Below are 12,457 nucleotides of genomic sequence, written 5' to 3'. Positions count from 1 at the left end.
CCCTACCCGCCCCAGGTCGCCCGCATGATCCGCAGCCAGTTCCCATTGCAGAGCTTTGCGGTGAGTTCGGCCCCGACATGGGCCTCAAGCGCGTCGCGCAGGACGGAAAGGCCCGCGCAGCTCTTCATCCAGTCGGGCAGGATCGCGCCGTCGAAATCCGATCCGAATCCAACGCCGTCCTCGCCCAGGATCGACAGCAGGTGGTCGAGATGGCGCTGCAGGTCTTCGATGGGGCATTCGGGGATGAACTTGCCGTCGGGGCGCAGGAAACAGGTGCCGTAGTTGATGCCCACCATGCCGCCGGTGGCCGCGATGATGCGCAGCTCCTCATCCGTCAGGCAACGGGCGGAGGGGGTCACGGCATGGGCGTTGGAATGGGTGGCCACCAGCGGCGCGTCAGAGATCTCCGCCACGTCCCTGAGCCCGGCAAAATTCAGGTGGCTGAGATCGACCATGATCTTGCGGCGGTTGCATTCGCGGATCAGCCGCTTGCCATCCTCCGTCAGCCCCGGCCCGATGTCGGAAGTGGAGGGGAAGCGGAAGGGCACCCCGTGACCATAGGCCGTGGGCCGCGACCAGACCGGCCCGAGGGAGCGTAGGCCCGCCGCCTCAAGCTCATCAAGCTCGGCGAACTCGGGCCCTATGGCTTCGGCGCCTTCCATATGCAGCACGGCGGCGAGGGCGGGGCCGTCCAGCGCCGCCTCCACCTCTGCCGCTGTTCGGCAAGGTGTGATCACACCCAGGTCGGTCAGCGCGCGGAAATGGCCGATGCCGCGGCGGACCTCCTCCAGCGCGTGTCCATGATCGACGGCGGGAGGCAGGGGCACATCGTAGCTGGGCTGGCGCATCGCCGCCATATCGATGCCCTTGACCCCGGGCGTCGGCACGAAGAGCGCGAAGAACCCGCCGCCCAGCCCCCCTGCCCGCGCGCGCGGCAGGTCGATATGGCCGTTCTGATGGCCGTCGCGCACCTCCTCCGCCGTTACGCGGCCGGTGGTCATTTTCAGCAGCAGGTCGTTATGGCCGTCGAAGAAGGGGGGCATTATTTGCCCTCGCGGATCTGGGTGACGGTCTTGGCGATGGTCAGCGCCTCCGGGTCCAGCATGCAGTGAATGAGCGCCGGTTTCCCGCTGGCTTTGGCGGCCTCGAAGGTGGCAGCGAAATCGGCGCTGTCCTCCACCCGCGCACCAAAGGCGCCAAAGGACTGGGCCATGGCGGCGAAATCGGGGTTTTTCAGCAGCGTGGCGGAGACGCGGCCGGGGAAGTCGCGTTCCTGATGCATGCGGATCGTGCCCAGCATGCCATTGTCAAAGACCAGAACGATCAGCGGGATGTCATATTGCACGGCTGTTGCCAGCTCCTGCACCGTCATCATGATATCGCCGTCGCCCGCCACGCAGACCACGTCACGCTCGGGCCGGTGACGTTTGGCCATGACAGCGGCGGGCAGGCCGTAGCCCATGGAGCCGGAGGTCGGCGCCAGCTGCGTGCCATGTTCGCGGAACCGGTAGTGGCGGTTGATCCATGTCGCGAAATTGCCCGCGCCATTGGTGATCGCGGCGTCCGGGCCAAGCGTATCGCGAAGCCAGCAGACGACGTCGCCGGGCTGGAACTTGCCGGGCACCGGCAGGGGGTCGGTCGACCAGTCGAGATAGGCCTGACGCAGACCCTCCGTCCAGTCGGGGGCGCGGTTGGTGCCGGGCAGGTCGGCCACGGCTTCGGCAAACCCGCCTGCGGTGCCGATCATGCCGAGACCCGGGGAATAGACGCGCCCGATCTCCTCCGGATCGGCATGGAGGTGGATGATCCGGTCATCCGTCACGCCGATATCGAGCAGTTTGTAGCCCTGAGATGGGCTTTCCGACATGCGCCCGCCGAGCATCAGGATCAGGTCCGCATCTTTGACGGCCTTGGTCAGATGCGGGCTGGCGCCCAGCGACAGATCCCCGATGTATTGCGGATGATCGGCCGGAAAGCTGCCGCCCCGGCGGAACTGGATCATCACCGGCAGGCCATGACGTTCGGCAAAGCTGATCAGCCCGTCCCGCGCCGCGCCGCGCCAGTCCGGGCCGCCGATGATGGCGACGGGGCGTTCTGCCCTGGCGAGCCGTTCGGACATTTCGGCAATGGCATCGGTGGTCGGGCGTATCTCGATCGGCTTGGCCGGCGCGATGTCCGGCACATCCGCGAGGTCCGAGAGCATGTCCTCCGGAAGCGCGATCACCACCGGGCCGGGGCGGCCCTGCGTGGCGACGCGGAAGGCGCGGGCGATCAGTTCGGGGATGCGGGCGGCATTGTCGATCTGGAAGGCCCATTTGCACATGGTGCCGAAGACGGCGCCGTAATCCATCTCCTGAAAGGCTTCGCGATAGGTCATGTCTCGGGCGATCTGGCCGACAAAAAGGATCATCGGCGTGCTGTCCTGATGCGCGACATGGACCCCGGCGGCGGCATTGGTGGCCCCGGGCGCACGGGTGACGAAACAGATGCCGGGCCGGCCGGTCATCTTGCCATAGGCCTCCGCCATCATGGCGCCGCCGCCTTCCTGTCGGCAGGTCATGACGTCAATGCCGCTATCCAGCAGCGCATCCAGCACCTGAAGGTAGCTTTCGCCCGGCACGCAGGTGGCCCTGTCGACCCCCTGGGCAATGAGTTGATCCACGAGTATGCGCGCGCCGGTCCGTTCCATGAGGCCTCCTGATTATTCCGGTGCACCTTGGTCGCTCTGGCAGGGAAAGACCAGATGGTGCGCAGCGCTTAGATGCCAAGCCCGCTGAACCGGGCCATGTCGCCGAATTCACAAGCACAGCTGTCAGACCCTAGGTGCTTATGACTCCGGCAGGATTTGACCCTGAACCCGAATAGCCCCGGATTCATTGGTCGCCTCTGAGAACGTCTTTTTCCAGAAATTCAGGATGTGCCGGCTGACGCGCGATCCTTCAGCCACATTGTTGAAAGGTTAACTCGTTTCCATGATCTGTAGGCCGGCGTCTCTTCTTGAACCATCACTGAATTTAGCCCTGTGCGTCATGGCCACCTTGCCTCGAAATTTGCAAAGAAGGCCTCCGCGATACTCGAAGCGGTGTCTAAATCCGTCACATTCTCCTGTCTCGCACCGGTACCTGTCGAGCGTCGTCAAATCTTCAGGCACGCCGGCTTTCCGTCGGTCAGTTCTCTTTGGATGAGCCCTGGCGTTACGCCGGCAGGCTGCGCCTGAAAAAGTCCGAAAGCATCGTTACCGCAGGCGCGATCAATGAAGGATCGTCGTAAAAGTCGATCTGGCCCTTCGATTGCAGCCAGTCCTGCTCTTTCGGTCCGCCAAGCTTGTCGAAGAAACGACGGGCAAGCATCGGCGACAGCGCGTTTTCGGAATGGATCATCAGGGTTGGCACCGTGATTTTGTCGGCGGCGCCCTGCGCGTCGAAAGGCGTTGTGACCTCGCGTGACATGACCGCGAAGGCGTTTGTGTAGTTCGGGAACCGGGCCTCTCCGCCCCGGTCGGTGCCGTAGTAGTCAAACGCTTCGTCCATGGGCATGGCGCGATCCCCGTCCATGGCGACCGCTGGGATCATCTGCGCGTCACTGCCGGCCTCGAAGTCCAGCCGCGCCTGTCTGCCTGCCGCGATTGCCGCGTCATACCCCTCCCCCATCCAGTCCCGGGACTGGGCGGCGTCATGATAGAAGCCGGCAACGCCGCCGAACGCGGCGAAGCGAGGCTCTTGCGCGACCGCAGCCGCCATATAGCCCGCGCCGGCACAGACGCCGACGGCATAGACGGGAAGAACCGGATAGCGATCCGCCACGGCATCCACCGCGGCGCGGATATCGGCAATCTTCTGCCCCGGGTCTTCCAACTGGCGTGGCGACCCGCCGCTTTCGCCAAAGTGCCGATGGTCGAAGGCGAGGGCCGCGATCCCCTGTTTGGCAAGGGCGGCGGCATAGGCGCCGGGCGCCTGTTCCTTGACCGATGTCAGCGGCCCGGTGATCACGGCAACGCCAATGGCATCGCTTGCGGGCGTGTAAAGATCGCCGACAAGCCTGTCGTCGCCAATGAAGAATTCCATGCGCTCTTTCATGTTGGACCTTTCGTAAATGCCTGACACGTACTGCAGGGCGGTTTTCCGTGAACGTTCGTAGCGGGCCCATGTGACGGGATCGTCGCATCACATGGGCCAAACTGAAGGTCAGAGGAGGCCAAGGCGTTCCGCGTTCGGCCGGATCGACAGCTCCATCAGGAAGGCCAGCGCGTCGCCGGGCAGGTAGTCCCGCATTCCGGCGCTGACCGCGGCGCTGGCCTTATCCGGGTCGCTCCAGTCCTGCGCACGCAGCCTGGCCTCGAAGATGTCGATATAATCGCGTTGCCATTGCAGGAATCCCGGTGTGACCGGGCGGCCGTGGCCGACATGAAGGGTCGCGTCCTCGGCCAGGTCCGATTGCAGTCTGTCCAAGACCCTGACCCAGTCCGAATTGGTGTTGTCGGCCATGTAGGGATGCATCAGCGCATAGGCCAGATCACCCGCAAAGACGTGCTGATGGCCCCCGTCCAGGATAAAGAGACTGTCGTGAAACGACTCGGCCGGTCCGATGTCCTGCACGGTGAATGTCAGGCCGCCGCCGAAATCCAGCGTATCGCCATTGGCCACGACCTCGGTCGGGAAGACGCGGTTGCGGGGCCATTCCGCCCCGAACATGCCACCGATCAGCGCGTCCTTCGCCGCATCGTCGCGCAGGGCAATATCCCGCACCCCGGCGACAGAGATGACGGGAACATCCAGCCCTGCCGTAAGATTGCCCAGCCCCGCATAGTGATCGGGATGCGCATGTGTCAGCAGCACAGCGCGCAGCGGCTTGCCCGTCGCGTCGATCTGCGCGCGCAGGGCGAGAGAGCTTGTGACGGTCAGCGTACTGTCGACAACGACAAGCCCGTCATCCCCCTCGACGATATAGGCATTCACCGGAAAGGGGGCCGCCTGTTCGAACCGGGTGATGCGGGGCCCGGTCCCTGTCGTTTGCGCGGCACTTGGAGTGCCAAGCAAGGTCACGGCTCCAGCGCCAAGACCGCCGGCGAGGACGCCGCGACGGGTCAAGTTCTGAGTCAAGTTGGAGGTCATTTTCAAGTCCTTCAGGAAGATGGGAACTGGATCGGGACCAGCCTTCGCGCCGTTTCCAGTGCGTCACATATGGGCAGGCTTGGACATTCATCAAATTGATAATATGAATTGAATAAATAACCTCAGGAAATGATTGATGCTGCCAAGAAACCTCGATCTGAACCTGCTGCGCGTCTTCGACACACTGATGCAGGAGCGAAGCGTCACACGCACGGCGCAGCGGCTGAACATGACCCAGCCCAGTGCCAGCAATGCGCTGGACAGGTTGCGCGCCGTCCTTGGCGACCGTCTGCTGGAGCGGCGCGGTCGCACGATGGTCCCCAGCCAGTATGCAAGCCTTTTGTGGCCTGCAGTGCGACGGGCGATGGACGAACTGGATGCCGGGTTCGCGCAGGTCGACACCATCGACCCCGCCACGCTGGACACGCATCTTCGGATCGGCATGGACACTTATGCGAGCGCGGCTTTCGGTGCCACCGTCGCCGCGGCGATCCTCAACGCCGCCCCCAATGCCCGGGTCAGCATCCTGCCGGTCCGGATCGACGACAGCCTTGCACGGCTTCCCGACCTCGACATGGCCATCGGCACCCGGTTCTCGCCTGCCGTGGACGTAGAGGAGGAGGAGATCTTCCAGGAACGGTTTGTCGTGCTTATGCGGGACACCCACCCCATCATCGCAGGGACGGGCGAGCTGACGGTGGCTCAATATGCCGGGGCGCGCCATCTGCTTCTGTCCGACAAGGGGATCGTGTCGGGCAATGTCGACGCGGCCCTTGCTGGGCAGAGCCTGTCCCGGTCCACCGTTCTGGCCTCGCCGCTGTACGAAACGCTCGGCTCCGTCCTGGCCTCGACCGATTGCGTGGCGACCCTGGGGATGACAATCGCGCGCCGTCTGATGCGCCAGGACGCGCTTGTGATGCACGCGCCGCCTCTCGATGTTCCGGGGTTCCCCGTCTCGATGCTGTGGAATGGCCGCGACCGGCATTCCGCACGTCTGGCCTGGCTGAAGGCCCTCTGCCGCACATCCATCCTGGACCAGCAGGCCCAACAGACGGGATAATAGGCGGCCCGGCCCGTGGGTCGGTGTGCCGCCAGGGGTCCCTCGAGGTGCCACACCGGCACCCTAGTAGGCGTCGTGGAGCCGCCACCACCGATAGGGGCCGGTTTGAGAAACACCTTCGGGCGAGTCCTCCCAGTCTTCCTGTCTGCCAAGAGGCGTCAGATCCAGAAAGGTCCACGGGGTCCCCAGGGCTTCAACGCCGCGGGCGGTGGTGAAATAGGTCCGGTAGATATCCTCGCCATCGCGGAAAAAGACATTCAGGCCAAAGCCGCCCGTCACGCCGAAATCGGCGTTGAACTGATCCAGTGTGGACACGAAGGGAAACTCCCATCCCATTCGTTGCCGGAACGCCTGGATTTCATCAATCGGCGCTTTGGCGACAAACACGAGCGAGGTGTCGCGGGCATGAAGATGCGCCAGATGCGGGATCTGGTCGCCGACCATCGAACAGCCCGCACAGGGCGAGGTGTCGCCCGGTTTCAGCATATGGTGATAGACGATCAGCTGCCGCCGCCCTGCGAACAGGTCGGTCAGCCCGATGTGCCCCTCCGGCGTTTCAAAGCGATATGCCTGACCGACAGGCTCCCACGGCAGTTTTCGGCGTTCGGCCGCGAGCCTGTCATGGGCGCGGGTCAGCTCTTTTTCGGCTTCTCGCAGCTTGTCCAGCGCGGCCGTCCAGTCGTCCCGCGAGTTGGCCAGGGTGCCGATGCGTCCTTGAGGTGTCTCTGTCATTGCGTGGCCTCCTTGCGGCTGTCCGTCTCAAGGTAACGTCCCAACTGGTCCAGCAGCGCGCCCCAGCCATGTGTCCGGCCTTCGATGCCGTCGCTCGGGGGTATCACGCACATCTGTTCGATATGCCGCAGCCGGGTGCCGCCGCCGTGATCCTCGAAGAGCACGGTGACCAGAGAAACCGTATGGATACGCCCGTTCATCGCCATGGAGTAGCCGTAGACAATCCGTTCCCGCTCCGAGATTTCGAAGAAGGTCGCCTCCTTCGTGTGCTCACCCATATCGTTGCTGAATCCGCCCCGCTCTCTTCCGCCCTCGCGGAAATCAACCTCGGTCAGCCCGTCGCCGAACCAGGCCATCTTCTTTTCCGGCTCAGCCCAGGCGGCCCAGACATGATCCAGGCAGTTGGGATAGATACGTTCGAGGGTGAACTGGTCGTGATGCTGGCGCTCATCGCTCATTGTCAGTCTCCGATTGTAAGAACTCGCCCAGGCGGTCGAGGCTGGCTTCGACCCGTCTGCGATGCCAGTGCACCCATTCATCGATCTGGCTGATCGCATCCGGACGCAGCGATACGGTTCTGACCCGGCCTTTCTTGACCGAGGTCACAATGCCCGCATTTTCCAACACTCGAAGGTGTTTGAGAAAGGAGGGACGCGCCATATCGAACGGCCGGGACAGTTCGGAAACGGAGGCGGCCCCGGACGCGAGCCGTTCGACAACAGCCAGTCGCGTCGGGTCTGCCAGCGCCCCGAAGAGCGGGGGGAGAGAATGGCTATAGGTATCCATATGGCTACGTTATGGGTCATTGCCTGACCTGTCAACAAAAGGTATCCCTACAGCTACCTTTTGTGATTGCCGAAGCTGATTGTCCGGGCAGCCGGGTGCGATTGCAGTGTTGTGACAAAGGAGCAGCGCCGAGATGACAGACCTGTCTGCAACCAGCGGCAAAACCGCCTCGGCTCGTGGCATCTCACGTATTGTCATAGACCCTGAGACGGCCATACTTATCGCATCAACGCAATTGGTACCGGATCCACGCTATCAATTGTTGGCACCGACGCTCCTGCGGTCGCATGTTCTGGACAGGCTCTACACCCGGGTCCGCGATGGCGCGATGAGCGAAGAGGACGGGCTGAAGGTCAACGCTGGGTTCGCCAAGCTGAAGATCAGGTTTCTCGGAGATGCGGTCATGCGCCGGCGTGCCTGGGCGATTGCCGCCCGCGGATCGCTACCGTCGACCAGCATTGCCGAATACGTCTCGCTGACCCAATTGCAGGCGGACGCACTTGCGACGCGAGATGAAGCTTTTATCATTGTTTCAAATGGATTAGTGCCAACAATCGACCCGCATTCGCTGGCAGTAACCGCGTGAACGCGGGATCGGCGACCCGATAAGTCTAGGGTCCGGATCGAATCCGTGGTTCGACATCGTCACCCTGTCAAACAGCATGGCGTCCCCGAGAACCAGCTCAAATTGACTCGTCGCCGCGGAACGCGTTTGTCGCAAATTTTTACGGCAGGCTCCGGAACAAGAGCCTCGACGCACCACATCCAGAAGCCATCGCTTCATCTGGGCGACCACTGGATTGACCGATCCGCGGTTCCACGCGGAACGGGTGGGACACGCGTTGTACGAGAGTTGTACGGGCTTTGTACGGGCTCGCCCCGAAAATTTCGGTCTGCTCCTGCATTTTGCGACAAGCCTGGAGCATCTCAGAAATCGTAAGCTCTGTTAAAGCAGTTGTTGTGTACGATTTTTATGGTGACCCCGGCAGGATTCGAACCTGCAACCTGCCCCTTAGGAGGGGGCTGCTCTATCCAGTTGAGCCACGGGGCCGCGCCCGAACCTCTTAGCCAAAGCCGGATCGCTTGTCATGGGTATGACCACCATGTCGGGAAGTTTTTGTCGGCTCACAAAAGGGATTCATCAAGCCGGAAGCGGGTTGTTAAGACCTTGGCGTCACAAAGGGGTCGGCGAGCCAAGTGGTGGCGCGCGGCGAATCGTCAGGCGGGCTGTCCCGCCGCAAGACACATTGCAGAGGACCCGATGATAGCAAAGCCTACACAGTCTCCCCCCCTTCCGTCGGGCAAAGCGCGGCGCTTTTCCGCATTGGGCTGGCTTATCAATATGCGTCTGGCGCTGAAACTGCCCGTCTTTCTGATCGCCTCCGGCGCCATGGTCGCTACCGCGCTGACTGTCTCAGCCTATCTCGACGCTCAGGCAATCATGCTGAAAGAAATCGAACGTAATTTCAGAGACGATCTCAATGGCCAGGCCGCACAGATCAAGTCGTATTCCGACGAACTGGAACGGTCTTTGCGACTGACGGCACTCAATCCGACCACAACCGCAGCGGTCAAGGGATTCTCCCTTGCCTGGCGCACACTGGGCGGCGACAGAACGGAGCAGCTTCAGCAGGCCTATATCACCGAAAACCCAAACCCTTCCGGTCAAAAAGACAATCTTTTCGCGGCCAAAGGCGGGACGCAATATGACCGGGTCCATGAAAAGTACCACGGGTACTACCGGTCCATACTCAAATCAAACGGCTATTATGATCTGTTCCTGATCGACGCAGACGGGAATGTCGTTTATTCCGTTTTCAAAGAGTTCGACTTTGCGACCAACCTCCAGTCCGGTCGCTACAGAGAGAGCGGCCTCGGCGAAGCGTTCCGTGCCTCGAAAGACGCCCGACCTGGCGTCGTTTCCTTCATGGATTTTGATCCCTACGAACCCAGTAACGGGGCCGCTGCAGCTTTCCTTTCCACACCGGTTTTCCATGGATCCGACTTTGCCGGAGTTCTGGTTTTGCAACTGCCGGCGGACCGGATTTCCGACACGATCGCACAAACCGGCGACGAGCATTCAGATGTGAACATTTTCGCAATTGGTGAGGATTTCCTGAGCCGGTCTTCCCTGCCGGGTGACAATAACGGATTGCTGCAACCGGTTCAGCCTGAGCCTTATATGCGCAACGCGTTCGACGATACCCCCCCGGAGTTGCTTGCACATTCGAAACCGGATGGGTCGACCGAACATCTCATGGCCGGGACCGCATCCTTCCTCGGGGCGAAGTGGGTGCTCGTGGTCGCACAGGATGACCGCATCATGATGGCTCCGGTTATCGAGTTGCGGAATACGCTTTTGATACAGCTGGCGGGGTTGATGGTGGTTCTGGCCCTGGCGGGGTGGATTATCGGCCGATCGGTCTCCCGGCCCTTTGCGCTTGTAGGTGATCGGCTGCGGGGAGTTGCTGAAGGGGATTTGGTCAGCCCGGTGCCGCTGACCGACCGACAGGAAGATGCCGGCGATCTGGCCAGAAACCTTGAATCGCTGAGGGACCGGCTATCGGCTGCCGAAGAAGAACGGCAAATTCACGATGCCAAGGCGCGCGACCAGGAAATCGTGGTCAAACATTTGACCACAACAATCGGAGAGCTTGCCAAGGGGAACCTGACCGGGAAAATCGCAACTGCCTTCTCCCCTGAATATGATGACCTGCGCGTTGCATTCAACTCAGCCCTGGAGCGACTGGATGAGACAGTGTCCTCCCTCCTGGGCGCTGCGGACGAAATTGATGACAATGCGCGCCAGGTCGAGAATGCCTCGAACGAACTGAGCCAGAAAGCGATCGAGCAAGCCGCGAGTCTCGAGGAAACCGCCGCGGCAATTACGGAACTGTCCGCATCGGTCAAATCGACGGCGGATGCAGCATCCGATGCGGACACGATCATGCGGCGCGCCAAAGAAGATGCCCAGCAAAGCGGCGAAGTCGTTCAACATGCCATGTCGGCAATGGACAAGATATCCACCTCTTCCCAGAAAATCACGCAGGTAACGTCTGTGATCGAAGACCTTGCGTTCCAGACCAACCTGCTGGCCCTGAATGCGGGGGTCGAGGCCGCGCGTGCCGGCGAGGCTGGGCGAGGGTTTGCTGTTGTTGCCTCTGAAGTGCGTGCGCTTGCGCAAAGATCGTCAGACGCGGCCAAGGAAATCAACACCTTGATCCAGGAAAGCGCCGAAAACGTCGTGGGTGGCGTCGAACTTGTCGAAAAGGCAGGGACGTCGTTCGAAAGCCTTATCGGAGATTTCGATAAGGTGTCTGTTTCGGTTTCTTCGATCGCCACGGCGGCCCGGGAACAGGCGATCGGTCTGGACGAGATCAATTCCGCTGTTGATCAGCTCGATGGTGTCACGCAAAAGAACGCGGCCGTGGCGACCCAGGTACATGGGACTGGCAAGGTTATGGTTGCAGAGGCCGCCAAACTTCTGCAGGCGTCCAGTGCCTTCACGGTAAGCCATAAAAGCAAAAAAACAGCTTCGGCCCCCAATCACGCAGAACCTGCTTCAACTTCCAAATTGGTGAACGCTCCGATGGGTATGGATGCGAACAGGACCGATGACGAGTGGTCGGAATTCTGACAGCTGGCTTCGGACTGCCTTTGTGCGGCATGGAACCGGTCGATACGGCTTGATCCGTCTTAAGCTGCTGCGCTACGGTCAAAAGTGTCTCACGCAGGACTGCTCAATTGACCCAGAACGACCGCCGCCCTCTGACCCTCCGCGATGTTTCAGAAGCGTCCGGTGTTTCCGAAATGACCGTGAGCCGCGTTTTAAGGAACCGTGGCGACGTGTCTGAGGCGACACGAGACAAAGTGTTAAGGGCTGCAAAGATGCTCGGTTACGTCCCGAACAAAATCGCCGGCGCGCTGGCCAGCCAACGTGTGAACCTTGTCGCGGTGATCATTCCGTCAATGTCCAACCTTGTCTTTCCCGAAGTCATGACAGGGATCAGTAAGGTTCTGGAAGAAACAGAACTTCAGCCGGTGGTGGGCGTCACAGACTACCAACCTGAAAAAGAAGAAAAAGTTCTTTATGAAATGCTGTCCTGGCGCCCCTCGGGCGTGATCATCGCGGGTCTGGAACATACCGACCCTTCGCGCGCGATGATGGCGGCCGCGGGCATCCCGGTTGTCGAGATCATGGACACCGATGGCATACCGATTGACAGTGCCGTAGGCATCTCACACCGCCGTGCCGGTCGCGAAATGGGCAAAGCCATCCTCGCATCGGGATACCGGCGGATCGGTTACATGGGGACGACGCTTGGTCAGGATCACCGTGCCCGGAAAAGATTTGAAGGCTTTACGGAAGCGCTGGCCAAAGGCGGCGTCGAGATCGAAGATCAGGAATTTTATTCTGACGGGTCCGCTTTGGCCAAGGGTCGCGAAATGACCAAGGCCATGATGACACGATCGCCCGAACTTGATTTTCTTTATTATTCCAACGACATGATCGGGGCGGGCGGGTTGCTCTGGATGCGCGAACAGGGGTTCGACGTGCCCGGTCATGTTGGCATGGCCGGCTTTAACGATGTTCGCCTTCTTCAGGGATTGCCCGCCAAACTTGCCACGATGGACAGTTGCCGCGCCGAAATCGGCAGCCGCGCCGCTGAGATCATCCTCGGTCGTCTCGCGGGAACCGAGGCGCCCGGCCAGAAGGTCGAACTTTCGCCCAAAATCAACCCTGGCGATACCCTGCGTCCGGCCTGAG

11 protein-coding genes and 1 tRNA gene are annotated in these 12,457 nt (G+C 61.3%); 4 read left to right on the top strand and 8 right to left on the bottom strand.

Features of this window, described 5'->3' with window-relative positions; all coding sequences use genetic code 11:
• Positions 1 to 2: 2 nt before the first annotated feature.
• From ACRARG_RS14235 to ACRARG_RS14220, 4 genes are all read right to left on the bottom strand, one after another.
• The gene (locus ACRARG_RS14235; protein WP_432690671.1) at positions 3 to 1,043 is read right to left on the bottom strand and encodes a dipeptidase; all 1,041 of its coding nucleotides are present in this window, start codon (positions 1,041 to 1,043) and stop codon (positions 3 to 5) included.
• Positions 1,043 to 2,689 (bottom strand): thiamine pyrophosphate-binding protein, encoded by a 1,647-nt coding sequence (locus ACRARG_RS14230; RefSeq protein ID WP_432690670.1) that lies wholly within the window; start codon positions 2,687 to 2,689, stop codon positions 1,043 to 1,045. Before ACRARG_RS14230 ends, ACRARG_RS14235 begins: the two co-directional genes overlap by 1 nt.
• A 505-nt stretch (positions 2,690 to 3,194) precedes the next feature.
• On the bottom strand, positions 3,195 to 4,076 hold the full coding sequence (locus tag ACRARG_RS14225) for an alpha/beta hydrolase (protein WP_432690669.1): 882 nt from the start codon (positions 4,074 to 4,076) through the stop codon (positions 3,195 to 3,197).
• A gap of 108 nt (positions 4,077 to 4,184) precedes the next feature.
• Positions 4,185 to 5,111, bottom strand: a complete 927-nt coding sequence (locus ACRARG_RS14220) for an MBL fold metallo-hydrolase (protein ID WP_432690668.1) — start codon at positions 5,109 to 5,111, stop codon at positions 4,185 to 4,187.
• Positions 5,112 to 5,247: 136 nt separating this feature from the next.
• Here ACRARG_RS14220 and ACRARG_RS14215 point away from each other — a divergent pair, with 136 nt between their 5' ends.
• Positions 5,248 to 6,171, top strand: coding sequence for a LysR family transcriptional regulator (locus ACRARG_RS14215; protein ID WP_432690667.1), 924 nt, complete (start codon positions 5,248 to 5,250; stop codon positions 6,169 to 6,171).
• Positions 6,172 to 6,234: 63 nt separating this feature from the next.
• On the opposite strand, the gene ACRARG_RS14210 is transcribed toward ACRARG_RS14215, so the two are convergent.
• From ACRARG_RS14210 to ACRARG_RS14200, 3 genes are read right to left on the bottom strand one after another with little or no spacing between them, the layout of a single operon-like run.
• Positions 6,235 to 6,903 (bottom strand): DUF899 domain-containing protein, encoded by a 669-nt coding sequence (locus tag ACRARG_RS14210; protein ID WP_432690666.1) that lies wholly within the window; start codon positions 6,901 to 6,903, stop codon positions 6,235 to 6,237.
• On the bottom strand, positions 6,900 to 7,361 hold the full coding sequence (locus tag ACRARG_RS14205) for an SRPBCC domain-containing protein (protein WP_432690665.1): 462 nt from the start codon (positions 7,359 to 7,361) through the stop codon (positions 6,900 to 6,902). Before ACRARG_RS14205 ends, ACRARG_RS14210 begins: the two co-directional genes overlap by 4 nt.
• Positions 7,351 to 7,689 (bottom strand): ArsR/SmtB family transcription factor, encoded by a 339-nt coding sequence (locus tag ACRARG_RS14200; protein ID WP_432690664.1) that lies wholly within the window; start codon positions 7,687 to 7,689, stop codon positions 7,351 to 7,353. The genes ACRARG_RS14205 and ACRARG_RS14200 overlap by 11 nt, the downstream gene beginning before the upstream one ends.
• 133 nt (positions 7,690 to 7,822) lie before the next feature.
• On the opposite strand from ACRARG_RS14200, the gene ACRARG_RS14195 reads away from it, so the two are divergent.
• Positions 7,823 to 8,275 carry a hypothetical protein gene (locus ACRARG_RS14195; protein ID WP_432690663.1) on the top strand — a complete coding sequence of 151 codons (453 nt, stop codon included), beginning with the start codon at positions 7,823 to 7,825 and terminating at the stop codon, positions 8,273 to 8,275.
• 388 nt (positions 8,276 to 8,663) lie between these two features.
• Here the strand turns inward: ACRARG_RS14195 and ACRARG_RS14190 are convergent.
• Positions 8,664 to 8,740, bottom strand: a tRNA-Arg gene (locus ACRARG_RS14190).
• Positions 8,741 to 9,031: 291 nt separating this feature from the next.
• On the opposite strand from ACRARG_RS14190, the gene ACRARG_RS14185 reads away from it, so the two are divergent.
• Positions 9,032 to 11,326 (top strand): methyl-accepting chemotaxis protein, encoded by a 2,295-nt coding sequence (locus ACRARG_RS14185; protein ID WP_432690662.1) that lies wholly within the window; start codon positions 9,032 to 9,034, stop codon positions 11,324 to 11,326.
• Between the two features lie 107 nt (positions 11,327 to 11,433).
• Positions 11,434 to 12,456 carry a LacI family DNA-binding transcriptional regulator gene (locus tag ACRARG_RS14180; RefSeq protein ID WP_432690661.1) on the top strand — a complete coding sequence of 341 codons (1,023 nt, stop codon included), beginning with the start codon at positions 11,434 to 11,436 and terminating at the stop codon, positions 12,454 to 12,456.
• The last annotated feature ends 1 nt before the right edge of the window (position 12,457 follow it).

The organism is Pseudooceanicola profundi, assembly GCF_050897955.1.
In the GTDB taxonomy this organism is placed as follows: domain Bacteria; phylum Pseudomonadota; class Alphaproteobacteria; order Rhodobacterales; family Rhodobacteraceae; genus Pseudooceanicola.
The sequence above is the reverse complement of the archived record's forward strand: the minus strand, read 5'-3'. Positions and strand labels throughout refer to the sequence as shown.

Bases quoted from the DNA above. Each gene is read 5' to 3' on its own strand.
- ACRARG_RS14235 (WP_432690671.1), bottom strand. From the start codon at position 1,043: ATGCCCCCCTTCTTCGACGGCCATAACGACCTGCTGCTGAAAATGACC.
- ACRARG_RS14230 (WP_432690670.1), bottom strand. From the start codon at position 2,689: ATGGAACGGACCGGCGCGCGCATACTCGTGGATCAACTCATTGCCCAG.
- ACRARG_RS14225 (WP_432690669.1), bottom strand. From the start codon at position 4,076: ATGAAAGAGCGCATGGAATTCTTCATTGGCGACGACAGGCTTGTCGGC.
- ACRARG_RS14220 (WP_432690668.1), bottom strand. From the start codon at position 5,111: ATGACCTCCAACTTGACTCAGAACTTGACCCGTCGCGGCGTCCTCGCC.
- ACRARG_RS14215 (WP_432690667.1), top strand. From the start codon at position 5,248: ATGCTGCCAAGAAACCTCGATCTGAACCTGCTGCGCGTCTTCGACACA.
- ACRARG_RS14210 (WP_432690666.1), bottom strand. From the start codon at position 6,903: ATGACAGAGACACCTCAAGGACGCATCGGCACCCTGGCCAACTCGCGG.
- ACRARG_RS14205 (WP_432690665.1), bottom strand. From the start codon at position 7,361: ATGAGCGATGAGCGCCAGCATCACGACCAGTTCACCCTCGAACGTATC.
- ACRARG_RS14200 (WP_432690664.1), bottom strand. From the start codon at position 7,689: ATGGATACCTATAGCCATTCTCTCCCCCCGCTCTTCGGGGCGCTGGCA.
- ACRARG_RS14195 (WP_432690663.1), top strand. From the start codon at position 7,823: ATGACAGACCTGTCTGCAACCAGCGGCAAAACCGCCTCGGCTCGTGGC.
- ACRARG_RS14185 (WP_432690662.1), top strand. From the start codon at position 9,032: ATGCGTCTGGCGCTGAAACTGCCCGTCTTTCTGATCGCCTCCGGCGCC.